23 protein-coding genes are annotated in these 21559 nt (G+C 74.7%); 8 read left to right on the top strand and 15 right to left on the bottom strand.

The window, feature by feature from the left end:
* Positions 1 to 50: 50 nt before the first annotated feature.
* The 7 genes from ACZ4EF_RS10455 to ACZ4EF_RS10425 form a co-directional block, all read right to left on the bottom strand.
* Entirely contained in the window at positions 51 to 737 is a 687-nt protein-coding gene (locus tag ACZ4EF_RS10455) for an alpha/beta fold hydrolase (protein ID WP_467346307.1), read from the bottom strand.
* A 354-nt stretch (positions 738 to 1091) separates the two neighbouring features.
* Positions 1092 to 2126, bottom strand: coding sequence for a thaumatin family protein (locus tag ACZ4EF_RS10450; protein WP_467503844.1), 1035 nt, complete (start codon positions 2124 to 2126; stop codon positions 1092 to 1094).
* A gap of 178 nt (positions 2127 to 2304) precedes the next feature.
* Complete coding sequence (locus ACZ4EF_RS10445) at positions 2305 to 3033, bottom strand: SRPBCC family protein (protein ID WP_355339231.1); 729 nt, start codon at positions 3031 to 3033, stop codon at positions 2305 to 2307.
* Positions 3034 to 3105: 72 nt separating this feature from the next.
* A complete protein-coding gene (locus tag ACZ4EF_RS10440) occupies positions 3106 to 3651 on the bottom strand; it encodes a dihydrofolate reductase family protein (RefSeq protein WP_401719454.1) in 546 nt (181 codons plus the stop codon).
* A complete protein-coding gene (locus ACZ4EF_RS10435) occupies positions 3648 to 4325 on the bottom strand; it encodes an ArsR/SmtB family transcription factor (protein WP_355339226.1) in 678 nt (225 codons plus the stop codon). The genes ACZ4EF_RS10440 and ACZ4EF_RS10435 overlap by 4 nt, the downstream gene beginning before the upstream one ends.
* Before the next feature lie 232 nt (positions 4326 to 4557).
* Entirely contained in the window at positions 4558 to 5295 is a 738-nt protein-coding gene (locus ACZ4EF_RS10430) for a Mut7-C RNAse domain-containing protein (protein ID WP_355339223.1), read from the bottom strand.
* Between the two features lie 112 nt (positions 5296 to 5407).
* Positions 5408 to 6220 (bottom strand): exodeoxyribonuclease III, encoded by an 813-nt coding sequence (locus tag ACZ4EF_RS10425; protein WP_391163676.1) that lies wholly within the window; start codon positions 6218 to 6220, stop codon positions 5408 to 5410.
* A gap of 89 nt (positions 6221 to 6309) precedes the next feature.
* On the opposite strand from ACZ4EF_RS10425, the gene ACZ4EF_RS10420 reads away from it, so the two are divergent.
* Positions 6310 to 6801 carry a GNAT family N-acetyltransferase gene (locus ACZ4EF_RS10420; protein WP_467503840.1) on the top strand — a complete coding sequence of 164 codons (492 nt, stop codon included), beginning with the start codon at positions 6310 to 6312 and terminating at the stop codon, positions 6799 to 6801.
* 130 nt (positions 6802 to 6931) lie between these two features.
* On the opposite strand, the gene ACZ4EF_RS10415 is transcribed toward ACZ4EF_RS10420, so the two are convergent.
* Together ACZ4EF_RS10415 and ACZ4EF_RS10410 are read right to left on the bottom strand one after the other, a co-directional pair.
* Positions 6932 to 7189 carry a lipopolysaccharide assembly protein LapA domain-containing protein gene (locus tag ACZ4EF_RS10415; RefSeq protein WP_391049575.1) on the bottom strand — a complete coding sequence of 86 codons (258 nt, stop codon included), beginning with the start codon at positions 7187 to 7189 and terminating at the stop codon, positions 6932 to 6934.
* A gap of 68 nt (positions 7190 to 7257) precedes the next feature.
* The gene (locus tag ACZ4EF_RS10410) at positions 7258 to 8199 is read right to left on the bottom strand and encodes a helix-turn-helix transcriptional regulator (RefSeq protein ID WP_467503838.1); all 942 of its coding nucleotides are present in this window, start codon (positions 8197 to 8199) and stop codon (positions 7258 to 7260) included.
* A gap of 355 nt (positions 8200 to 8554) precedes the next feature.
* Between ACZ4EF_RS10410 and ACZ4EF_RS10405 the strand changes: the two genes are divergently transcribed.
* Positions 8555 to 9958 carry an MFS transporter gene (locus tag ACZ4EF_RS10405; RefSeq protein ID WP_467503836.1) on the top strand — a complete coding sequence of 468 codons (1404 nt, stop codon included), beginning with the start codon at positions 8555 to 8557 and terminating at the stop codon, positions 9956 to 9958.
* A gap of 144 nt (positions 9959 to 10102) precedes the next feature.
* Positions 10103 to 10678 carry a GNAT family N-acetyltransferase gene (locus ACZ4EF_RS10400; RefSeq protein WP_355339208.1) on the top strand — a complete coding sequence of 192 codons (576 nt, stop codon included), beginning with the start codon at positions 10103 to 10105 and terminating at the stop codon, positions 10676 to 10678.
* On the opposite strand, the gene ACZ4EF_RS10395 is transcribed toward ACZ4EF_RS10400, so the two are convergent.
* Together ACZ4EF_RS10395 and ACZ4EF_RS10390 are read right to left on the bottom strand one after the other, a co-directional pair.
* A complete protein-coding gene (locus ACZ4EF_RS10395) occupies positions 10647 to 11897 on the bottom strand; it encodes a M14 family zinc carboxypeptidase (RefSeq protein ID WP_467503833.1) in 1251 nt (416 codons plus the stop codon). The genes ACZ4EF_RS10400 and ACZ4EF_RS10395 overlap by 32 nt on opposite strands.
* Before the next feature lie 173 nt (positions 11898 to 12070).
* The gene (locus tag ACZ4EF_RS10390; RefSeq protein WP_467503831.1) at positions 12071 to 13558 is read right to left on the bottom strand and encodes a glycosyltransferase 87 family protein; all 1488 of its coding nucleotides are present in this window, start codon (positions 13556 to 13558) and stop codon (positions 12071 to 12073) included.
* Between the two features lie 189 nt (positions 13559 to 13747).
* Between ACZ4EF_RS10390 and ACZ4EF_RS10385 the strand changes: the two genes are divergently transcribed.
* The 3 genes from ACZ4EF_RS10385 to ACZ4EF_RS10375 all read left to right on the top strand — a co-directional run bounded on the left by ACZ4EF_RS10385 (position 13748) and on the right by ACZ4EF_RS10375 (position 15930).
* Complete coding sequence (locus tag ACZ4EF_RS10385) at positions 13748 to 14905, top strand: molybdopterin-dependent oxidoreductase (protein ID WP_467503829.1); 1158 nt, start codon at positions 13748 to 13750, stop codon at positions 14903 to 14905.
* Positions 14902 to 15426, top strand: coding sequence for a hypothetical protein (locus tag ACZ4EF_RS10380; protein ID WP_467503827.1), 525 nt, complete (start codon positions 14902 to 14904; stop codon positions 15424 to 15426). Before ACZ4EF_RS10385 ends, ACZ4EF_RS10380 begins: the two co-directional genes overlap by 4 nt.
* A 66-nt stretch (positions 15427 to 15492) precedes the next feature.
* A complete protein-coding gene (locus ACZ4EF_RS10375; protein ID WP_391163659.1) occupies positions 15493 to 15930 on the top strand; it encodes a hypothetical protein in 438 nt (145 codons plus the stop codon).
* A gap of 47 nt (positions 15931 to 15977) precedes the next feature.
* On the opposite strand, the gene ACZ4EF_RS10370 is transcribed toward ACZ4EF_RS10375, so the two are convergent.
* The 3 genes from ACZ4EF_RS10370 to ACZ4EF_RS10360 are packed head-to-tail and all read right to left on the bottom strand — an operon-like array spanning position 15978 to position 18135.
* The gene (locus ACZ4EF_RS10370; RefSeq protein ID WP_401855996.1) at positions 15978 to 16652 is read right to left on the bottom strand and encodes a methyltransferase; all 675 of its coding nucleotides are present in this window, start codon (positions 16650 to 16652) and stop codon (positions 15978 to 15980) included.
* On the bottom strand, positions 16649 to 17344 hold the full coding sequence (locus tag ACZ4EF_RS10365) for a TIGR04282 family arsenosugar biosynthesis glycosyltransferase (RefSeq protein WP_467503825.1): 696 nt from the start codon (positions 17342 to 17344) through the stop codon (positions 16649 to 16651). Before ACZ4EF_RS10365 ends, ACZ4EF_RS10370 begins: the two co-directional genes overlap by 4 nt.
* Positions 17341 to 18135, bottom strand: a complete 795-nt coding sequence (locus ACZ4EF_RS10360; protein WP_467503969.1) for a glycosyltransferase family 2 protein — start codon at positions 18133 to 18135, stop codon at positions 17341 to 17343. Before ACZ4EF_RS10360 ends, ACZ4EF_RS10365 begins: the two co-directional genes overlap by 4 nt.
* Before the next feature lie 286 nt (positions 18136 to 18421).
* Here ACZ4EF_RS10360 and ACZ4EF_RS10355 point away from each other — a divergent pair, with 286 nt between their 5' ends.
* Together ACZ4EF_RS10355 and ACZ4EF_RS10350 are read left to right on the top strand one after the other, a co-directional pair.
* On the top strand, positions 18422 to 19222 hold the full coding sequence (locus tag ACZ4EF_RS10355) for a response regulator transcription factor (protein ID WP_391049561.1): 801 nt from the start codon (positions 18422 to 18424) through the stop codon (positions 19220 to 19222).
* Entirely contained in the window at positions 19215 to 20333 is a 1119-nt protein-coding gene (locus ACZ4EF_RS10350; protein WP_355339181.1) for a sensor histidine kinase, read from the top strand. Before ACZ4EF_RS10355 ends, ACZ4EF_RS10350 begins: the two co-directional genes overlap by 8 nt.
* A gap of 133 nt (positions 20334 to 20466) precedes the next feature.
* Here ACZ4EF_RS10350 and ACZ4EF_RS10345 read toward each other — a convergent pair whose 3' ends face one another.
* Positions 20467 to 21525 (bottom strand): NAD-dependent epimerase/dehydratase family protein, encoded by a 1059-nt coding sequence (locus tag ACZ4EF_RS10345; RefSeq protein WP_467503822.1) that lies wholly within the window; start codon positions 21523 to 21525, stop codon positions 20467 to 20469.
* Positions 21526 to 21559: the final 34 nt, after the last annotated feature.

Here is a 21559-nt window from a genome sequence, read left to right as displayed (position 1 = left end):
GTCCCCCAGGCCGGGGGGAAGTCGCCGTTACGCGGCCGACCGCACGCGGCTCACACGTCCCGCACCAGCGCCTGCGCCAGCTCGCGCGGCCGGCTCAGCGCGAGCAGATGCCCGCCGGGCAGTTGCTCGACGTCCACGCCGATCCGCTCCTTGCCCAGCCGCCGCTGGAATTCCAGCGGGAAGAAGCGGTCCTGCGCGCCCTGGAGGAAGCGGGTCGGCACATCGGGCCACGCCGTCAGCGGCCACGGCTGCGTGAAGACCCGTTCCGGCGCGCCGCCCGACGGGGCGGAGTTCATGGCCTCCTCGGTGATCTCCCGCGGCACGTCGTGGAAGAAGTCGACGCGCACGTCGAACGCGGTGTCGCGTCCCTCCTCCCGCGCGTACGCCTCGCGCGCGGCCTGCTGGCCGGTGTGGTCCCACCACTCCCCCGCCGTCTCGCCGGGCAGCGGCACCATCGCGTTGAGGAGTACGAGCCGGTCGGCGCGCAGCCGCTCGCAGGCCAGCGGCGCGGAGAATCCGGCGAGCGACAGCGCCACGAGGACCAGCGGCCGGGCCAGCCGGTCGACGTCGCCGCACGCCGCCACGATCGCGTCCGCGTAGGCGTCGAGGTCGGCGGCGCTGTCCTCGGGCAGGTCGAGCGTCACCGCCTCGTGCCCGCGGGCGCGCAGTTCCGGTACGAGCCGGTGCCAGCCCCAGGCGCGGCCGTCCGCGCCGGGGACGAGTACGAAGGTCGCCATCGTTCACGCCTGCTTTCGTCGGGGCGCGCCCGGGACACGGGCCCGCTGCTCCCCATAGGACCGCGGGCGCGGCCGAAACTCATCGCGGATCGGCGGCGGCCGTCCCCGGTCGGCCGGGCCGACGACGGCGGTTTCCGCGCCGCCCGCGTCGTCGTCCCGGCGCCGGTCACGGCCGCCGCCCTTCCCGCCCCCGACTCCGCCCTGACATACGGCGTCGGTACGTCCTCCCCGACCGGCCGGTCGGGCCCTTCGGGTGCCTCACGGGCTCACCGGCTCAGCGGCTCAGCGGCTCACCGCATCACCGCATCACCGCATCACCGCATCACCGCATCACCGCATCACCGCATCAGCGCATCAGCGGCTCAGCCCGAAAGTGATCCGGTACCCGGCCTCGCCCCGGCTGGTGAAGGTGCTGGTCGCGTCGTCGTCCCCGTACGAGTACGCGAACGGCTCGGCCCTCTTGAACACGTCCGCGTACCTCACCGGCCACTGGTCGGGCAGGCACATCGAGCGCGGCGCCCACGTGCCGCGGCAGCAGTACTGGTCGGTGTCGAAGACCCCGCAGGGCGACTCGCAACCGACCACCCGGCCACCGGACGTCACCTGGAGGGCGGCCGGACAGTCCACGGCGTGGGTGCAGCCCGCGGCCGAGCAGCCGTTCGCCGAGATCGGGTCCTTCGTCGTACCGCCGACGAGGTTGATGTACATCGGGAGGTTGGAGCCGTCGACGAGGCTGACGTCGTAGAAGTCCATCCCGTCCCACGAGTTGAGGTTGAACTCCGCCAGCGTCGCCGGGATCACCCCGTAACCGGGGCACTGGAAGCGGCCGTCGCAGTCGCCGGTCTCGCAGTGGCCGCGGCCCGAGGCGTCGAAGGAGCAGCCGGTACGGCCCCAGAAGCGGCCGTTCCAGTGGTCGGGCACGCGGACGCCGAGGGTCTGCCCAGGGCGCAGGACCCAGCCGGTGGTGGTGAGCGCGGGCCGGGCGGTCTGCTCGCCCGAGGCGAGCCAGATCGTCTGGTCCACGTCGTTGACGAAGGTGAACACCCGGGTGCCGGAACGCGGTGGGAGCTTCGTACCGGCGGGCGGCGCGGCGGTGCGCGTCGCGGTCGGCCGCGGGGGCTGCCGGGAAGCGGTCGGCTTCGGCTTCTTGGCGGCGGTCGTCGCGGAGGCGGTGACGGTCGGTGTCACGGACGGCGCGGCCGTGGTCGTGACCTGCCCCGCCGATACGGGCGCGGCGCCCGCCGTGGCCGAGGTGTCGGCCGAACCGCCGCCAGGCCGTTGGCCGGAGACCACCCAGACCGCCACGCACAGGGCCGCGACGGCCAGCGCCACCGCCGCCGACACGGCACCGCGCCGTGATCGTCCGCCGTGCCGAGCTCTGCGTCCCATCGCTTCCTCCGCGCCGTGGCCGCCGTGGCCGCCGTCAATACCGTTGATGCCTGTGGCCAGCGCATCCCGTACGTCCCGCACATGCCGACTCACCGGCGATCAGGAGACGGCCGGTGAGCGGCGGGGATAACGGATTTCCGGTACGGCGAAGGCCCGACTCCGGCCGCGGGAGGGGGCGTTACGCGTAGACCCCGGCGAGCCAGCGCGTCCAGTCCGCGCCGATCCGCTCGGCGTCGGCGCCCGGCGCGAAGTCGTGCACGCTCACGCCGACCGTCGCGCCGAAGTGGTTGCGGCCGAAGAAGCGGTACATCGCCTGGTCGGTGCGGAGCCCGATGAAGTACGGGTTGCGGAAGTCGAGCACGGCCTCCACCCGTCCAGCGCCCGGCAGTTCGACCTGTACGGTCGCGCCCTCGGCCGCGTCGTCCGCCAGCCCGAGCGCGCGGGCCGCCGTCTCGAAGGCGTCGGGCGCGCCGGACGCCTTCGGGCCTTCCGCGCCGCCGAAGACGGCGATGCGGCCGGTGAAGTACCGCAGGTACTCCCGCAGGGTGTGCATGTAGAAGTCGGTGTGCTTGTTCGCGCCGTCGTACTGGTTGTCCCAGTCCTCGACGAGGATGCCGCTGTGCACGTACCGCACCCATGAACCGCCGCCCTCGCGGGGCTCGATGAGGTGGTCGACCTGGTTGAAGGTCTGCACCGAGATGCCCTCGGCGTCCTCGGTGCGCCCGGTCAGCCGGTGCGGCGGGTCCCACGCGACCACGGTCCCGCCGAACGGCGCCGCGCCGCCCTCCTTGGGCTCGTACTCCATGGGCCACAACCAGCCCCCGGTACCGGTGGTGATGGCGTCCCAGACCTGCGACGGGCTGGCGTCGACCTCGAATTCACGGACGATCTCGAAGTGCTTGGACATGGTTGTTCAGAGCTCCTTGCTCCAGGGGATACGCGGATGGGGGCCGTGCGGGTGCGGGAGGGCGGACGGGCCCTACGCCTTCCGCGGCGCGTAGACGACGTGATGGACGCCGGACGCGAACATCTCGGAGGAGACGACGGTGAACGGGGTCTGCGGCAGGCCGTCCTGGAACAGCCGCTTGCCGCGGCCGACCACGATCGGGTGCACCAGCAGGTCGAACTCGTCCACCAGGCCCTGCCCGAGCAGCAACCGCACGAGCGTCGCGCTGCCCATCACGGTGATGTTCGCGCCGTCCCGCTGCTTCAGCTCGCGGACGGCGGCGGCCGGATCTCCGCTGAGGACGGTGGAGTTGTTCCATTCGGCCTTCTCCAGCGTGCTGGAGACGACGAATTTGGCGATGCCGTTCATGTGGTCGCCGCCGGGCTGGCCGGCCATCGCGGGCCACGCGGCGGCGAAGCCGTCGTAGGTGGTGCGGCCGAGCAACAGGGCGTCGGACGCGTCCATTTGGGCGGACACGGCACCGGCCATGTCGTCGTCGAAGTACGGCCCGTGCCACTCGTGGGGCGCCTCCATGACTCCGTCGGCGGACAGGAACTCACTGACGACAAGCTTCCTCATGACGCTTCCTCAGGGGGTGTGGTGGGCCGGCCGACGGCCGGTTCGACAGCGGCGGCATCGGCGCCACCGCTCGTGACGGCGGGGGCCTCGGGGGTCTTCACCGTGGGGTGCAGGGCGACGACGATCCGGTGCGGACGCCCGCCCTCGGCCTCCTCGTCGTGGTACTTGGCGACCAGCGCGGCGATGCCGCGGGTCAGTTCGTCCACGAACGCGGCGCGGTCCGCCGCCGAGCCGAAGCGGACCTCGCCGTCGAGCGCGAAGGTCGCGATCCGCTGCCGCGCCCGGTCGGCGCCCGTAATCAGCGTGCCGACGTCCCGCACCAGCCGGGCGGCGACGGCCAGCAGCCAGCGCGCCGAGAGCTGGTCGCGGAAGCGGGCCGGATCGGGCTGCACGGCGGCCAGCGCCATCGGCGAGATCACGTACGAGGCCGCGGTCGCCCGCATCAGCCGCTCGGTGACATTGCCCTTCTTGCGCTCGCCCGACAGCTCGACCAGGCCGTGCTTCTCCAACGCCTTGAGGTGGTAGTTCACCTTCTGCCGCGGCAGCCCCACCCTCGCCGCGAGCATCGTCGCCGATGCCGGGCCCGCCGCCAGCTCGGCCAGCAGCCGGGACCTTATCGGGTCCAGCGACGTCGCCGCCGCTTCGGGGTTCTCGATCACGCTCACGTCCAACATGGCTTCAGCGTCTCACCGAAAACTTTTTTTGTCCAGACGCATTCCCTTGTCGGTGGGCGAGCGGCCTTCGGCGCGGGTAGCGGTCAGGCTGATGCAGGCACTGGCCGGTCCCATAGGGGCACCGGGCGGTCCCACCAGCGGCTTCGGCGCGCGGTGAAGGTCCGCGCGGTGCCGGTCCGCGCGGGGTCAGCCGGGTGGGGTCAGTGCCGCGCGGGATCAGTGCCGGGTGGGATCAGTGGCGGGTGGGGGCGGCGTCGCGGAGTGCTTCGGCGACGACGGCTTCGAGGCGGGTGTGGTGGGCGCCGCGCCAGTAGACGCGGCCGCAGGAGGCGCACGCGGCGAAGACGTCGTAGGAGCGTTCGGTGCCGCCCTCCAGGCGGTCGCGGACGGACTCCTTGTCGGCGGGGGTCAGCAGGCCGTTGCAGGCGACGCAGCGGGTCCAGGGCGCGAGGTCGGGCGCGAACCGCTGGAGGATGTCGCGCAGTTGGTCGGCCGGGCGGTCGCTGTAGACGTACGCGCCCGCCCACAGTTCGCGGCGGCGCAGCAAACCCCGGTCGCGCGTGAGCATGACCCTGCGGTCGCTCGCCGAGAGCGCGGCGAGCGCCGGGTCGCCGATGTCCTCGTTCTCGTACGCCGCGTCGACCCCGAGCAGCCGCAACCGCCGTGCCAGCGTGCCGAGATGGACGTCGAGCAGAAAGCGCAGCGGCGCGCCCGGCACCTCCTGCGGCCGTACGACCGCGTGGACCCGTACCGCCTCGCCCGGCGCCGGGACGTGCGCGTTCGGGACCGCGCGGCCGTCGACGGACAGCCCGCCGACCTCGGTGAGCGGCACGCCCAGCGACTCCACGACGTGCCCGAGCGACGACGTGCCGTCGGTGACCACGGCGCCGGGTTCCTCGCGGCGCCGGTCGGCGGCCACGAAGAGGTGCAGCTCAGCCGGGATGCTGACGGTGATGTGCGGTCCGTTCACGGACTCAGCATGCCATCGCCCACCGGGCCCGGCCACGGAGTTCCGCGCCGCTCGTCAGTGCCTTGGAGACGGTGGAGCCGGGGGTGTGACGCGCGCGCCGCGCCGCCGTGGCCTAGATGTCGTAGGTCACCGTCACCGGGGCGTGGTCGCTCCAGCGCTGGTCGTAGCTCGCGGCGCGCTCGACGACGGCGGTGGTGGCCGCGGCGGCGAGGGCTTCGGTGGCGACCTGGAGGTCGATGCGCCAGCCGGTGTTGTTGTCGAACGCCTGGCCGCGCATGGACCACCAGGAGTAGGGGCCCTCGACGTCGGGGTGGAGGCGGCGGACGACGTCGGTCCAGCCCGCGGGGCCGAAGAGTTCGGTCAGCCAGGCGCGTTCCTCGGGGAGGAAGCCGGCGGATTTGCGGTTGCCGCGCCAGTTCTTCAGATCCGCTTCCTGGTGCGCGATGTTCCAGTCGCCGCAGACCAGGGCATGGGTGCCGGTTTCGGCGGCGTGGTCGCGGAGCGCGCCGAGGTGGACGGCGAAGTCCTTCATGAAGCGCTCCTTCTCCGCCTGGCGCTCGGTGCCGACCTCGCCGGAGGGGAGGTACAGGCTGCCGACGGTCAGACCGGGTCCGGTGCCGGGCAGGTCGACCTCCAGGTAGCGCCCGGCGGCGGCGAATTCGGTGGCGCCGAAGCCGACGCGGACGGCGCTGGGCTCCTCGCGGGTGTACAGCGAGACACCGGCCCGGCCCTTGGCGGAGGAGGGCGCGTGGAAGGCGTGCCAGCCCGCCGGGTCGCGCAGCTCGACGGTGAGCTGGTCGGGCTCCGCGCGGACCTCCTGGAGGCAGACCACGTCGGCTTCGGTCTCCTCCAGCCAGGTCAGGAAGCCTTTCTTGGCGGCGGCGCGGAGTCCGTTGACGTTCACGGTGGTGACGGTGGTCGACATGCGCTGGACGATACCGGGGCCGGTCGGCTGGACCGCTTCGGTATCCCCCGTCCGCACGTGCGTACGACCGCGCACGTACGATATCGGGCGTGGAGATCAGAACGACGCGTTACGACCACCCCGACGCGGTGAAGCTCAACGACCTGGTGCAGCAGGAGTACGTGGAGCGGTACGGCGACGGGGACTCGACCTTCATGGACGCGGCCCATTTCGACCCGCCGCGCGGGCTGTACCTGCTGGCCTACGACGAGGACGGGCACGCCGTGGCCAGTGGCGGCTGGCGCGCCCAGGACGACTCGCCCGACGGGCACGCGGACGGCGACGCGGAGATCAAGCGGATGTTCGTGGTGGCGCGGGCGCGCGGGCGCGGTCTCGCCCGCGCGATCCTGGCCGAGCTGGAGCGGACGGCCACGGCGGCGGGCCGGACCCGGATGGTGCTGGAGACCGGTCAGCGGCAGCCGGAGGCCATCGCGCTGTACCGCTCGTGCGGCTACCTGCCGGTGCCGAAATTCGGCTACTACCGGCACGACGAGCTGAGCGTGTGCCTCGGCAAGCCGCTGGTCGCGCCGCCGGGCCCGTAAGCCGCTGATCCAAACCGCCGGTCCAAGCCGCCGGTCCAAGCCGCTGATCCAAACCGCCGGTCCAAGCCGCTGATCGCACCGCACCCGCGCGTACCCCACGGATCGCGGCGCCCCGCACGAGGTCCCGGCGTCAGCGCCCGCCCCTGTTGCGGCCGCCGCGCCGCAGGTACATCCCGGCCAGCGCGCCGACGATGAAGCAGCCGAGCAGCGCCATCCACAGCGGCATCGTGACCTCGGGGATCAGCAGCCGGATCTTGACGTCGCGGGTGTTCTCGAAGATGAAGATCAGGGCGAGGACCGCGAGCACGGCCACGGTCACCCGGCCCGGGGTCACCAGCGAACCGAACCTGCTGTCGCTCGGCGGCTTCTCGGTGCTCACCACGCTCACCTGCTCCCGGTTCGGCGCTGTCCCCTTGCGTTCATGATCGGTGCGGGGGCGCCGGGGCGGGCTGCGGACTACTCCGAACGGGTGAGCGCGTCCGATGCGCGCGCCTGTGTGCTCACCTGCGTGCTCGCGTACGGGCTCCCCTGTGTACTCGCCTGAGCGCTCGCCGCCAGCAGGCGCAGCGCCGCCTCGTCCGGGGTGCCGGGCGCCGCGCTGAACAGCAGCAGCCGGTGGCCCGAGCCGTCGGCGGTCCGCAGCATCTCGAAGGCGAGGTCGAAGCGGCCCACCACTGGGTGGTGGAAGGTCTTGGTGCCGGTGGTGCAGTTGCTGACCGGGTGGCGGGACCACAGGGCGGCGAATTCCGGACTCTTCATGGACAGCTCGCCGACGAGTTCGGCGAATCCGCGGTCGTCGGCCGCCTCGCCCGCCGCCAGCCGCAGGGAGGCGACGGCGCGCCGGGCCTCCTCGTCCCAGTGCGGGTGCAGTTCCCTGGTGTGCGGGTCGAGGAAGAGCATCCGCTGGGCGTTGGGGCGGTCGGCCGGGCGGTCGGGCGCGTCGGGGTCGAGGTGGCCCGCGGTGAGTGCGTGGCCGAGCGCGTTCCAGGCCAGGACGTCGTAGCGGCGGCCCATCACGACGGCGGGCACCGCGTCCATGGCGGCGATGAGCTGCCGCGTCGCGGGCCGTACGGTCTCGGCCCGCTGCGGGGCGCGGCGTCCCGCGCGGCCGGGGCGCGCGAGGTGGCGCAGGTGGGCGCGCTCGTCGTCGGTGAGCCGCAGCGCGGTGGCGAGCGCGTCGAGCACGGCCTGCGAGGCGTTGGCGCTCTGGCCCTGTTCGAGCCGTGTGTAGTACGCGACGCTGACGCCCGCGAGCTGGGCCAGTTCCTCGCGGCGCAGGCCCGGTACGCGGCGCCGGGCACCGTACGGGACGACGCCGACGTCCTCGGGGCGCAGCCGCGCCCGCCGGGTGCGGAGGAATTCGCCCAGTGCGGAGGGGGTGCGCGCGGTGCCGTCCATGCGTCCAGTCTGCCCCGGCGCCCGGCGCGGAGCCTGACCCTGCCGGTGGTAGGCACCGCCGACGTCCGTACGGCCCGCGTAGGCACCGCCCGCGTACGAAGAACGGGGGTCTGGGTACGGGCCGCGCCGCCGACGAGCCTTCCGTGGTGACCGCACCACCGCTATGGAGGGCCGCAGGATGACGCCACCGATACCGACACCAGCACCCACACCTACACCCGCGCCCACGCCGACATCCACACCGGCACCCGCACCCGCACCGACGACGGGCGCGGGCCGCGCGGCCGGGACGGGGAGCGCGCGGACGGACGGGGCCGGGGCACCGGACACCGCCCCGAGGTCCGGCCCGCCGCCGATGAGCGCGCGGCAGCGCTGGACGCTGATGCTGCTGCTGGGCGCGCAGTTCATGATCGCGGTGGACTTCTCGATCCTGAACGTGGCGCTGCCGGTAGTCGGCCGCGGTCTCGGCTTCTCGCTGGCGAATCTCCAGTGGATCGCGACGGCGTTCGCGCTGGCCGCCGCCGGATTCACGCTGCTGTTCGGCCGGGTCGCGGACCTGTTCGGGCGGCGCCAGGTGTTCCTGGCCGGGATGGCGGTGCTCGGGGTGTCGTCGCTGGCGGGCGGGCTGGCGACGGGTCCGGCGATGCTGCTGGCGGCGCGGGTCGCCCAGGGTCTCGCGACGGCGGCCGTGACCCCGGCCGGGATGGCGCTGCTGACCACGTCGTTCCCGCAGGGGCCGCTGCGCGACCGGGCGCTCGGTCTGAACGGGGCGCTGATGTCGGCCGGTTTCACGGCGGGCGCGGTGCTCGGCGGGGTGCTGACCGACCTGCTGAGCTGGCGCTGGGCGTTCTTCGTCAATGTGCCGGTGGCCGCCGTGGTGCTGCTCGCGGCGCCCGCGCTGATCGCCGAGAGCCGCCCCGCCGCGCGGCCCCGGCTCGACGTGCCCGGCGCGGTGACCGTCACCGGCGGGCTGCTCGCCGTCGTCTACGGCTTCACGTCGGCGGGCGAGCGCGGCTGGCTCTCCCCTGTGACGCTGACCGCCCTGCCGGTGGGCGCGGCGCTGCTGGCCGCCTTCGCCGCGGCGGAGCGGCGGGCCCCGGCGCCGCTGGTGCCGGTACGGTTCCTGCGCCGCCGGTCGGTGGTGTGGGGGAACGCGGCCGGGCTGATCGCCTTCGTGACGGAGACGTCGCTGGTCTTCCTGATGACGCTCTACCTCCAGAAGGTGCTGGGGTTCTCGGCGCTCGCGACCGGTCTCGCCTTCGGTGTGCTGGGGGCGGGCACCGTCGTGGGCGGGGTGCTCGGGGCGCGGGTGATCGGCCGGATCGGCACGCGGGCGACGCTGATCGTCGGCGGCGGGGGCCAGGCGGTCGCCACCGCGTCGCTGGTGCCGCTCGGGGAGGGCCGCGGATGGCTGGGGCTTCTGCTGGCGGCGACCTTCGTCGGCGGTGTCGGCAACATGCTGGCGATCGTCGGCTTCATGGTCACCGCGACGTCCGGGCTGCCGGACGAGGAGCAGGGTCTGGCCACCGGCCTCGCCACGATGACGCAGCAGGTCGGCATCACGCTGGGCATCCCGGTGATGAGCGCGGTCGTCACTGCCCGCGCGGGCGCGGCCTCGTCGGCGGCGCCGCACGTACTCCTCGGCGGGATCTCGCTCGCCGTACTGGTCAACGCGGCCCTGGTGGCAGCGGGTGCGGTGGCCTCCGCGCTGTTCCTGCGGTCGCCGAAGGGGCGTGAACCCGTCCGCGCGCATGGGTGACGGGGAGGGCGGGGCGCGCGGGGACACGGACGGGTGGCGGGGCGCGGGGGCACGGGGGCAGGGACGGGGGAAGGCCGCGGGCCCGTGCCCCGTACGTCCGTCATGGACTCGCCCGCCGCGGCCCCTGCTGGCAGCATCGGACGCATGGACCACAGGCACCGCTCGGACCGCAGGGACGTCCTCACCGACCTCAGGGAACCGCCGGTGCTCGGGGCGGGCGACTACACGTTGCGCCCGTGGTCGATGGCCGACCTGCACACGGTGCGCGAGGCGTCGACGGACCCGCTGATTCCGCTGATCACGACCGTGCCGCCGGTCTACAGCGACGCCGAGGGGATCGCCTTCGTCGAGCGGCAGTGGGGACGGCCGGCGGCGGGCCGCTACCCGATGGTGATCGCGCGGGCGTCCGACGGGTGCGCGGTCGGCAACGTGGGGCTCGACATCATCAGCGCGGACCGCGCCACGGTCGGCTACTGGGTGCTCGCCTCGGCGCGCCGCGCGGGCGCCGCAGGTTCGGCGCTGAAGGCGATCACCGAGTGGGGCCTGCACGAACTGGGCATCGCCCGGCTCGACTTGTACGCCGAGCCGTGGAACACCGGTTCGCTGCGCACCGCGGAGAGCGCCGGTTACCAGCGCGAGGGGCTGCTGCGCGACTGGGCGCGCGTCGGCGGGGAGTTGAAGGACGTGGTCATGTACGCAGCTCTTCGTACACCGCGATGACGCTGCGCGCCTGCTGCTCGACCTGGTCGGCGATCGGCACCCAGCGCGGGCGGTAGGCGCTCTCGTACGCCGCGCACCACTCGTCCACCAGGCGCGTGACGCGGGGGACGTCGGCGACGCGGCGGAGCATCGCGGCGGCGCGCAGCGGGACGCGCTGCGCGTAGACCTCGATGCTGGTGACGCGCGCGGTGGTCATCGGCGGCAGCGGGAGCGCGCCGGGCGGGCGCACGGCGGGGTCCCAGTCGGCGGACAGCCGGGGGCCGATGCCGACGAGTTCCTTGACGGTGCGCAGCATCGGGGAGTCCGCGCCGACCAGGCGCGGGTCGAGGTTGTCCAGGACCCGGGCGACGCGGGGCAGGTCGCGGCGGAGCGCCGCGCCCGCGACGCGCAGCGCGTGGTCGGGCGCGGGGTGCGGGGAGATGTCGGCGGTGCGGTCGCAGGCCCACATGGGCACTTCGACGACGGCGGTGACACCGTCGTAGCGGCGGGCGTGCGCCCAGGTGGAGTTGGCGCCGTCCCCGACGGTCGCGGGGTCGCCGTCCGGCGGCATCACGTAGACGCCGGGTCCCGGGCTCGGCCACTGGAAGGCGTCGGAGGACCCGCTCTCCAGCGGGATGTCCAGCTCGGCGGCCGACTTGCCGATCCGCGCGGGCACGCCGGGGATGTCGCTGGTGAGCTGCACGAAGCTGCCGCCCACGTCGATGCCGTGCAGCGAGCACTGCAACACCGGGCGCAGCGCGTCCAGTACGCCGAGCAGCGCGCGGGTCTCGGGGAGCGACGCGTCGGGGGCTCCCGGCGGCGGCAGCCATTCGGGCTGTTCCGCCGCGCACGGCCGGAAGAAGTGCTCGTAGTGGCCGCGCAGGGTGTAAGGCCCGCACAGCCAGGGCTCGTTGAGCACCGCGCCGTCCGGGTCGATGCAGAGCAGGAAGTGCCAGGCGGTGCCGTCGCCGTGGCCGCCCTCGCGCTCGGCGGCGAGCTGGTACGCGAGCCGGAGCACCGTGGCACCGCCGACCGCCGCCTCGTTGGCGTGCGGTCCCGCCACCACGAGCGCATTCCGCTCGCTCCCGCCCTCCGCCTGATTCACCGTCAGCATGAGCAGGGGCCGCCCGGCCCGCGACCGGCCGACCGCCCGCAGACGGCACAGTCTCGGATATCGCAACGTCAACAGCCGTGCGCCCTGGATGACTTCGGCCGTCGTCGGATAGTGCTCTCTCGCCACCGCATTCCCCCAGAAGCCGAAGCGCGTACTGGCTGCGACTGCGTGACGACGTCGGGTACAGCCCCCACATGACCCCGTCCACCACGGCCGTCGGGCGGCTTCGGTGACGGCGGCACAGAGCGTGCGCGTATCGCGGGTGCCGAAGGGGCCACTGCTGAACGGCCGGGCAAGCACTAAGTACGACACGGCGGCGGCAGGGTGTCAACGGTGCTACCGCAGGTGTTCCGGCGCACAACGGCGCCCGCGACGACGATCAGTGCGGCGGCTCCGTACGCGGTTGCCTGGAGCACGTTTCCATGGGCACCGGCGCCCATCGCGTTCCCGGTGTAGAGGGCGAGTCCGGCCAGCGGTACGGCCAGCCACTCCCAGCGGCCGTCGAGCGCGACGAGGGCGACGACCGACAGCGCGTACCAGTAGTAGGAGGGTGAGGTCAGCAGCAGCGCGGTGCCGGTCACGAGCAGGGCCCCGCGCCACGGCCGGTTCCGGTCCCCACGCCGCAGTACGTACACCACCACCGCGAGGACGGCCGCGATCGCGGCCGGGCCCGCCGCGCCGTCCGGCAGCACCAGTCGCAGCAGGGCGAAGCGCCGTACGCTGCCCGGCTCGTATCCCTCCTCCTGGAGGTACCCGGGCAGGTAGCCGAGCACCTCGCCGCCGGACGCGACGACGTACGGCAGATAGGCGAGAACGATTACGGCGACGGCGGGGAGCAGGACGCGGAGCGCCTCGCGCGGGGTGCGGCGGGCGAGCGCGCCGGGCACGGCGAGGGCGGGCAGCAGCTTCACCGCGACGGCGGCGCCCAGCAGCGCGCCGCGGCGCACCGGTCGCGCGGTCGCGCCGAGCGCGAGAACGGTCAGGAGCACGCCGAGGGTGTCGATGTGCGCGTCGTTGACGGCCGCCACGGGCACGATCGGGCACCACGCCCACAGGGCGGCGCGGCGCGGGTCGGCGCCGCGCCGCCGCAGCGCCAGGAGCAGCGCGCCCGTGGTCGCCGCGGCCAGCAGCGCGCCGCCGGCCTGCATCGGCTTGTACCGGGTGCCCGGCGGCGACAGCGCGTGCACGGCGAGGAACCAGCCCTCGGCGACGGGCGGGTAAATGGTGTGCACGGAGGGCCGGTTGATCCGCGTGCAGTCACCGGCGGTGGTAGGGATCTGCGTCCAGTCCGCGCAGTGGCCGTCCGCCTGGCGGGGGAAGAGCCATGGCTCCCGCAGCCGTTCGAGCTCCGGCGCGTTCGGCGGGTACGCGTACGGCGAGACGCCCGACGCCTGCACCGCGCCGTCCCACGCGTAGCGGTACATGTCGTTGCTGGTGCGGGGGGCCGTGGCCAGGCCGGTCAGGGCGAGAGCGACGCCTCCGGCGGCGACGAGGACGGTCGCGGCGCGGCGCGGCACCTTGCGGAGCGCGAGGAGGGCCGCCGCGAACAGGGCCCACGCGGCGGCGTACCAGTACGGCAGGCGGTCCGGACGGCCTTCGGTGCCGCCGACGGCGAGGGTCGCCGCGACGACGGCGACGAGGGCGGTGAGGAGCAGGGCGACGAGGGCGGTCGCCGGTCGGCCGCGGCTCGGGGGTGCGGTGTCGGCGCCGCTTGGGCGGGTGGTGCCGGGGGTGGTGCCGGCGGCGGCCCTGCGGGGGGCGGCGAGGAGCGAGGTACGGATTCCCACAGGTCACACGCTCGCATCCGGTCGTGGCGAGCGGGAGCCGAACCGCTGCGACGTACGCGTTCCGTAAGGAGTCGCGCGGTCCTGCGGGGGCCTCGGCGGGGGTGAGATGGCCTCATGACCGATACACCTCCTCCGCCTCCCGAACGGCCCGCCCCGCGGGCCCCGAAGCCTCACGCTCGGCCCGCGGCGGTGCTGTTTCCGGCGTGGGCGCGGGTGGGGCCGCTGCGGGAGGGCGCGTTCAGGGGGCGGCTGCACGACGCGCGTACGGCGGTGTCGCTGGGGCGGGTGCTGGGGGCGGCGCTGGTCGTCTGCTTCGTGACCGGGCTGGTCAGCCACTACTTGCAGCAGCCGCCGAGCTGGGCGGTGAACCACCTTCCCAGCCGCCCGAGTTGGGGCTACCGGCTGACCCAGGGCACGCATGTGGCGACCGGCATCGCCGCGATCCCGCTGGTGCTGGCGAAGCTGTGGACGGTCTATCCGCGGCTGTTCGCCTGGCCGCCGCTGCGATCCGTACCGCACGGCCTCGAGCGGCTGTCGATCCTGGTCCTGGTCGCGGCGACGCTGCTGCAACTGGCCACCGGCCTGCTCAACACCGTGCAGTGGTACCCCTGGCCGTGGAATTTCCGCCCGGCCCACTGGGCGCTGGCGTGGGTCGTGGTGGGCGCGCTGGCGCTGCACATCGCGGTGAAGGCGCCGGAGATCGCGGCGCACTGGTGGCGCCGCTCACCGGGCACGCTGCGGCTGCCCGCCGCCGACGGCCGGGACCGGCGGGCCTTCCTGGCCACGGTGGGCGCGGCGGTCGGCGCCGTGACGGTGACGACCGTCGGGCAGAGCCTCACCCCGCTCAAGGACCTCGACCTGCTGGCCCCGCGCCACCCCGACCACGGCCCGCAGCACCTGCCGGTGAACCGTACGGCCGCCGCCGCTGGCATCACGGCGGCGCGCCTGGCCGACTGGCGTCTGACCGTACGCGGCCCGCGCCCGTACGAACTGACGCTGCCTCAACTCCGCACGCTGCCACAGCGTTCCGTGGTGCTGCCGATCGCCTGCGTCGAGGGCTGGAGCAAGAACGCGCACTGGTCGGGCATCCGGATCCGCGACCTCCTCGACCGTGCGGGCGCCCCGGACCACGCGCGGGTCCGCGTCGTCTCGCTCCAACAGCACGGCGCCTACGCCGTGATGGAGATGGGCGACCTCTACGCCCGGGACCCGCTGACCCTGTTGGCGCTGTCCCTGAACGGCGACGTCCTCTCCCCCGACCACGGCTTCCCCGCCCGGATCATCGCCCCCAACCGGCCGGGCGTCCTCCAGACCAAATGGGTCACCCGTCTCGAGGTGCTGACATGAGACGCCCCACCGCCGTACGCCCGGCGACCCTCCTGCGGTATGGCGTCGGCGCCGTCGGCCTCGCCGGTATGGCCTTCGGCGCGACGCTGCTTCTGACGGACCCTCATATCTCGGACTGGCCCGCGGCGGTGGAGTGGCTCGTGGGCGCCGTCGTGCTCCACGACGGTGTCCTGGTCCCCGCCCTCCTCGCTCTCGGCGCCCTGGCCGCGACCCGCCCCGGCCTCCGTCCGCGGTGGCCCTTCGTCGTCGCGGGCAGCCTCGTCCTGATCGCCCTGCCCGTGCTCCTGCGCCCGCGCCCGACGGCCAACCCGTCCGTCCTTCCCCTGGACTATCCGCGCGGCCTCGCGATCGCGGTGGGTACGGTCCTGGCCCTCGCCCTGTGCGGGGCGGTCGGCCGCCGGGGGTGGGCGCGGCGGCGCGAACTGGGGCGGAGGGTACGCGGTGCGGGTCCACGGCTGAGAGCGGCCGGGACGGCGGGGGTGGCCGCGGTGGGACGCACGGCGCGCGGGCGGCGCCGCTGACCTCGTGTTCCGGCCCCGGGACCGCGCCTTCGAGCGGCCCGACCCCGGGGAGTCCAGGATGGGGGCATGACGGTATTCCCCGATGTCCCCGGCGTCTGGCACGGACGGTCCGGTTTCCGGCTCATGCCCACCGACCCCTTCCACGAGGCCCCCGCCGGCGCCCGGGTCGTCCTCGGCGCCGCCGGTCACCTGGCCTGCGTCACCTACACCTGGCAGCACCCGGACGACGGACCGCAGGACGGCATGCTCACCGTCGGCGCGACCGACGAGAACACCCGGCTCACCGCACTGTGGGCGGACTCCTGGCATCAGCAGCCCGCCCCGCTGCTGATGCACGGCACGCCCGGACCGCACGGCATCGACGTCGAGGGCGAGTACGCCGAGGGGTGGATCTGGCGCATCGCGGTCGACGCGGGTGAGCCCGGCACGCTGCGGATCCGTATGGACAACGACATCCCGTCCGGCCGCTACCGGGTCATGGAGGCCACGCTGACGCCGAGTTGACGTACCGGGCTCCGTGTCGGGACGCCGCTGCGCGAGCCGTCACCCTCCTACCGCACGCTGACCAGAGCGGCGAAGCGGCGGCCCGACGTCGACCACTCCTCCGCCACCGACCAGCCGGTGGCGCGCGCGGCGGCGCGCAGCGCGAGGGGGCCGAGGCGGGCCCACGGGAAGTCGCGGCCCTGCCGTCCGTGGGCGTCCTCGACGCGTACGGTCACCCGCTCGTCCACTTCGTGCGGCGCGGCCTCGGCGAGCAACCGGCCCCCGGGGGCGAGGAGTTCGCGTACGCGCGCGAGGAGGGTGTGCGGGTCGCCGCCGATGCCGATGTTGCCGTCGGCGAGCAGCGCGGTGCCCCAACGGCCCTCCGCGGGAAGGCGGTCGAAGACCGAGCGGCACAGGACCGCGCCGCCCGCGCCCTTGGTGCGGGCCACGGCGGCGGGGCTCACGTCGAGCCCGAGGACCGGCACCCCGTACCCGGCGACGGCGGCCACCAGCCGCCCGGGACCGCAGCCGATGTCCAGCACCGGTCCACGGCAACGGCGCAGCATCGTACGGTCGGCGGCGTCCGGCGCTGCGCACCAGCGCTCGACCTCGAGCGGCAGCAGCCAGCCGTCCTCCCGCCGCAGGAACAGCGGCCCGCGCCCGCTGACCAGGGCGCGCGCGTACGGATCGCCGCCCCAGGTGGTCGCGGTGGCGGACCGCGCGACGGGTACGGAGGTGGTCACCGGGCGGCACCGGCGGGGGCTGGAGCGGCGGGCGCGGCGGCGGTGGCGGCGGGACGGCTCATGGGGGCGAGGCGGCGCCAGGCCGCGGCGAAGTGCGTGGCCGGTGCCAGGGCGGCGACGTCGGCGGCGTCGGACGGGGTGTCGACGTCCCGCAGCAAGGGGAGGTCGTGGACGCGGAGTCCGGCGGAGGTGAGGCGGGCACGCTGGACGGCGCCCGTGTGCGGGGTGGACATGGGGACGCCGAGGAGGAGGTCGGGGCGGGCGGGTTCGGCGAGGCCGAGCGCCCAGAAGCCGCCGTCGGCGGCGGGTCCGAAGACGGCGTCGCGGGTGTCCCACGCGTCCGGCCGCAGCGCCGACTCCAGCAGGGCGGCGGTGAGTTGGGGGGTGTCCATGCCGACCAGCAGCGCGGGTCCCGTGCACAGGGCGAAGGCCCCGGCCAGTCGTTCGTCCAGGCCGCCGCCGGTCTGCGGTGCGACCTCGTAGCCGTCCGGCAGCCACGGTTCCGGAGCGCCGTCCAGGACCAACACCCGTCGGCTCACGGGGAGTTCGAGGCCCGCGGCCAGCGTGTCCCGGAGCGCCGCCTCGGCCAGGACGGCGGCCTCGGCGGCCGTGCAGTACGGCGTCAGACGGGTCTTGACGCGCCCGGCCACCGGCGACTTGGCGATCACCAGCAGCGTCGTCGCGGCCTTCATCGGGCACCCGCCGTAACCGTCGAGTCGGTGCCCGCGGTGGCGTGACCGGCCGACTCGCTGCCGGCCGACTCGCTGCCGGCCGTCGCGTTCCCGGCCTTCTCGGTACCGGCTCTCCCGTCACCGGCCATCTCGCCACCGGCCGCTCCAAGGTCACCGGCTCTTTCGTTCAGCACCGCCGTCATGTCGCGGACCGCGTGCCAGGTGCCGCGCCAGGTGCCGGTGACCTTGGAGCGGCCGGTGCGCGGCGCGTACGGGACGGGGGTCTCGCGGATCCGCCAGTCCGCGTCGGCGGCGCGGACCACCATCTGGAGCGGGTAGCCGGAGCGGCGGTCGGTGAGGGCGAGCGCGAGCAGGTCCTCGCGGCGGGCGGCCCGCATCGGGCCGAGGTCGTGCAGGCGCAGACCGGTGCGGCGGCGCAGCAGCCGGGCGAGCTGGAGGTTGGCCAGCCGGGCGTGCGGCGGCCAGGCGCGGAAGGTGGTGGGGCGGCGGCGGCCGAGCACCAGGTCGGCGGCGCCGTCCAGCACCGGCCCCGCCACGGTCGGCAGCAGCGCCGGGTCGAGGGAGCCGTCGCAGTCGCAGAAGCAGACGACGTCGGCGGTCGCGGCGAGCAGTCCGGCGTGGCAGGCGGCGCCGAAGCCGCGTACGGGCGCGTGCACGACGTACGCGCCGTGTTCCGCCGCGATCCGGGCGGAGCCGTCCGTGGAGCCGTTGTCCACGACGATCGCGCGCCAGCCGGGCGGGACGCGGTCCAGCACCCAGGGCAGGGCGGCGGCCTCGTCGAGGCACGGCAGGACGACGTCCGCGACGGCGGGGGGACGGGGGCCGGGGCGGGAGCCGGCACGGACATCGGGGCGGGCGTCCGGGCGGAGGTCGGCCGGGACGGCGGACCGGACGTCACCGGGGATGCCGGGGACGCCGGGGACGCCGGCCACGGTGGGCGATGGCTTGGTCACACGGATCACCCTACGGAGACGCAAGGGACATAACGGACCCGCGATCCTTACGAAACACGGACGGCACCGCTCCCCGGCCTCCGGCCCGGCGTCACTGTCCGTGGCGGGTGTCAGACTCGACAGCATGACCAGCCCCACCGTGCCCGCCGCCCCGGCCCCGCGCCGCCGGGTCCTCGTCGTGGACGACGACCCGACCGTCGCCGAGGTCGTCGCGGGCTACCTCGACCGGGCGGGCTTCGCCGTCGAGCGCGTCGCCGACGGCCCCTCCGCCGTCGCCCGCGCCGCCGCCCTCCGGCCCGATCTGGTCGTCCTCGACCTCATGCTGCCCGGCATGGACGGCCTCGAGGTCTGCCGCCGTATCCGCGAGAACGGACCCGTGCCGGTCGTCATGCTCACCGCCCGTGGCGACGAGGACGACCGCATCCTCGGGCTCGAAGTCGGCGCGGACGACTACGTGACCAAGCCGTTCAGCCCTCGCGAGCTGGTGCTCCGCGTCGAGTCCGTCCTGCGCCGCGCGGGCAGCCCGCCCGACCCCGCCTCCGCCCCCGGCGCGTGGCTGCGCTCCGGCTCCCTCGCCCTCGACCCGGCCGCCCGCCGCGCCACCCGCCACGGCGTCGAACTCCCCCTCACCATCCGCGAATTCGACCTCCTCGCCTTCTTCCTCCACCACCCGGGCCGCGTCCTCGGCCGCGAGGAACTCATGCGCCGCGTCTGGGGCTGGGAATTCGGCGACCTCTCCACCGTGACCGTCCACGTCCGCCGCCTCCGCGAGAAGATCGAGGCCGACCCCGCCCGGCCCCGCCTGATCACCACCGTCTGGGGCGTCGGCTACCGCTTCGACCCGTCCGACGGCCCCACGGACGACCCGGTGGGCGACCGGGACATGGGCGCGGCCCCGGCTTCGGGCGGGGGACGCGATGCGTGACGTGGTGCTCATCGCCGCCTACGCGGCGGCCGGGGCGGGGGCGGCCGGGGTCCTCGGAGCGGTCGCGCTGCGGCTGCTGCGGCACCGGTCGGTGGCGTTGTCGCTCGCCGTGGTCGCCGTCGTGACGGTGGCGGCGATGCTCGCGGGGACGCTGTCGGTGGCGTGGGCGATGTTCCTGTCGCAGCACGACCTGGGTGTGGTCACGACGGTGTGCGGGATGGCGGCCGTGGTGTCGCTGGGCGTCACGCTGCTGTTGGGGCGGCGGGTCGTGGCGGGCAGCCGCGCGCTGGCCGCCGCCACGCGGGCCTTCGGCGACGGCGACGCCTTTGCCGCTCCCGCGCACGCGCCCACGGCCGAACTCGCCGAACTCGGCCGTGAGTTGGCCGTCACCAGCGCCAAGCTGGCCGACTCGCGCCAGCGCGAGCGCGCCCTTGAGGCGTCGCGCCGCGAGCTGGTCGCGTGGATCTCGCACGACCTGCGGACGCCGCTCGCCGGGCTGCGGGCGATGACCGAGGCGCTGGAGGACGGCATAGCGGAGGACCCGGCCCGCTACCACAAGCAGATACGGGCCGAGGTCGACCGGCTCAGCGGCATGGTCGGCGACCTCTTCGAACTCTCCCGCATCCAGGCGGGCGTTCTCGCCCTCTCCCCCACCCGCATGTCGATGTACGACCTCGTCGGCGACGCCATAGCGGGTGCCAATCCGCTGGCGCGCGAGCACGGTGTACGGCTGGTCGGCGACGGGGTCGAGCCGGTGCCGGTGGAGGTCGACGGCCGTGAGATGACGCGGGTCCTGGCCAATCTTCTGGCCAACGCCATCCACCGCACCCCCGCGGACGGCACCGTCGCCGTTTCCGCTCGGCGCGACGCCGCTTCCGGCTCCGTCGTGCTCTCCGTCACCGACGGCTGCGGCGGCATCCCCGCCGACGACCTTCCCCGCGTCTTCGACACCGGGTGGCGCGGGACCGGGGCGCGGACGCCTCCGGCGGGGGCGGGGCTCGGGCTCGCCATCGTCCGTGGCATCGTCGAGGCCCACCATGGGCGTGCCGCCGTGCACAACGTCCCCGGCGGCTGCCGCTTCGACGTCGTCCTCCCCGCCGCCCCCCTCTAACGGGCGGCATCCCGTGCCTTCAGGGGCAGGGGGCAAGTCGGTCGTCCCCGGACCACCGGCCGGTGGTGGGTTGCTCGCGCAGTTCCCGCGCGCTCGGGGGCGCAGCCGCCTGCGGGATGGGGGGCCTGACCGGCTAGGCCGACGGGCGTTGGGGGGCGTGGGCGAAGTCGGTGACGCCCTGGGTGAAGGGGACGCGGGGGGACCAGGCGAGTTCGTGGTGGGCGCGGGCCGCGGAGGCCGTGACGTGGCGGACGTCGCCGAGCCGGTACGCCCCGGTGACGCGGGGCGCGGGCCCCCCGGTGGCGGCGGACAGGACGGTGGCCATCTCGCCGACGGTCCTCGGCGTGCCGGTGGCGATGTTGTAGGGGCGCAGGCCGCCGGGCGGCCGGTCGCCGAGCCGGGCGAGGGCGGCGACATTGGCGGCGGCCACATCGGCGACGTGGATGAAGTCCCGGCGCTGGCGGCCGTCTTCGAAGACGGCCGGGGCCTCGCCGCGGGCGAGGGCGGAGCGGAAGAGGGCGGCGACACCGGCGTAGGGGGTGTCGCGGGGCATGCCGGGCCCGTAGACATTGTGGTAGCGCAGGGAGACGGCCCGGCCGTCGGCGGCGCGGGCCCAGGCGGCGGCGAGGTGTTCCTGGGCGAGCTTGGTGGCGGCGTAGACGTTGCGGGGGTCGGCGGGCGCGTCCTCGTCGACGAGGCCGGGCGCGAGCGGTTCGCCGCAGCGGGGGCACGGCGGTTCGAAGCGGCCCGCGTCGAGGTCGGCGACCTGTCGCGGCCCCGGCCGTACGACGCCGTGCCGCGCGCACTCGTAACGTCCTTCGCCGTAGACGACCATCGACCCGGCGAGGACGAGCGACCGTACGCCCGCGTCGGCCATGGCGGCGAGCAGCACGGCGGTGCCGAGGTCGTTGCAGCTCACGTAGTCGGGGGCGTCGGCGAAGTCCTTGCCGAGGCCGACCATGGCGGCCTGGTGGCAGACCGCGTCGGCGCCGCGCAGGGCCTCCTCGACGGCGGCCCGGTCGCGGATGTCGCCGTGCCGCCATTCGACGCCGTCGGGCACGGGCGGCGGTGGGGCCCGGTGGGCGGCGGGCAGCAGCGCGTCGAGGACCCGTACCCGGTGTCCGGCGGTGCGCAGCGCGGTGACGATGTGCGAGCCGATGAAGCCCGCGCCTCCCGTGACAAGTACCAGCATGGGCCCGACCGTACGGTCCCGGCCGGGCCGATGG

The sequence above is a fragment of the Streptomyces sp. NPDC025721 genome (assembly GCF_055558595.1).
Note: the sequence above shows the minus strand (reverse complement) of the source record. Positions and strands in the feature narration are given on the sequence as shown.

Excerpts from the sequence above, each read along its gene's own strand:
- ACZ4EF_RS10455 (WP_467346307.1), bottom strand. The coding sequence starts at position 737 with ATGGCGACCTTCGTACTCGTCCCCGGCGCGGACGGCCGCGCCTGGGGC.
- ACZ4EF_RS10450 (WP_467503844.1), bottom strand. The coding sequence starts at position 2,126 with ATGGGACGCAGAGCTCGGCACGGCGGACGATCACGGCGCGGTGCCGTG.
- ACZ4EF_RS10445 (WP_355339231.1), bottom strand. The coding sequence starts at position 3,033 with ATGTCCAAGCACTTCGAGATCGTCCGTGAATTCGAGGTCGACGCCAGC.
- ACZ4EF_RS10440 (WP_401719454.1), bottom strand. The coding sequence starts at position 3,651 with ATGAGGAAGCTTGTCGTCAGTGAGTTCCTGTCCGCCGACGGAGTCATG.
- ACZ4EF_RS10435 (WP_355339226.1), bottom strand. The coding sequence starts at position 4,325 with ATGTTGGACGTGAGCGTGATCGAGAACCCCGAAGCGGCGGCGACGTCG.
- ACZ4EF_RS10425 (WP_391163676.1), bottom strand. The coding sequence starts at position 6,220 with ATGTCGACCACCGTCACCACCGTGAACGTCAACGGACTCCGCGCCGCC.
- ACZ4EF_RS10410 (WP_467503838.1), bottom strand. The coding sequence starts at position 8,199 with ATGGACGGCACCGCGCGCACCCCCTCCGCACTGGGCGAATTCCTCCGC.
- ACZ4EF_RS10405 (WP_467503836.1), top strand. The coding sequence starts at position 8,555 with ATGAGCGCGCGGCAGCGCTGGACGCTGATGCTGCTGCTGGGCGCGCAG.
- ACZ4EF_RS10400 (WP_355339208.1), top strand. The coding sequence starts at position 10,103 with ATGGACCACAGGCACCGCTCGGACCGCAGGGACGTCCTCACCGACCTC.
- ACZ4EF_RS10380 (WP_467503827.1), top strand. The coding sequence starts at position 14,902 with ATGAGACGCCCCACCGCCGTACGCCCGGCGACCCTCCTGCGGTATGGC.
- ACZ4EF_RS10375 (WP_391163659.1), top strand. The coding sequence starts at position 15,493 with ATGACGGTATTCCCCGATGTCCCCGGCGTCTGGCACGGACGGTCCGGT.
- ACZ4EF_RS10365 (WP_467503825.1), bottom strand. The coding sequence starts at position 17,344 with ATGAAGGCCGCGACGACGCTGCTGGTGATCGCCAAGTCGCCGGTGGCC.
- ACZ4EF_RS10355 (WP_391049561.1), top strand. The coding sequence starts at position 18,422 with ATGACCAGCCCCACCGTGCCCGCCGCCCCGGCCCCGCGCCGCCGGGTC.
- ACZ4EF_RS10350 (WP_355339181.1), top strand. The coding sequence starts at position 19,215 with ATGCGTGACGTGGTGCTCATCGCCGCCTACGCGGCGGCCGGGGCGGGG.
- ACZ4EF_RS10345 (WP_467503822.1), bottom strand. The coding sequence starts at position 21,525 with ATGCTGGTACTTGTCACGGGAGGCGCGGGCTTCATCGGCTCGCACATC.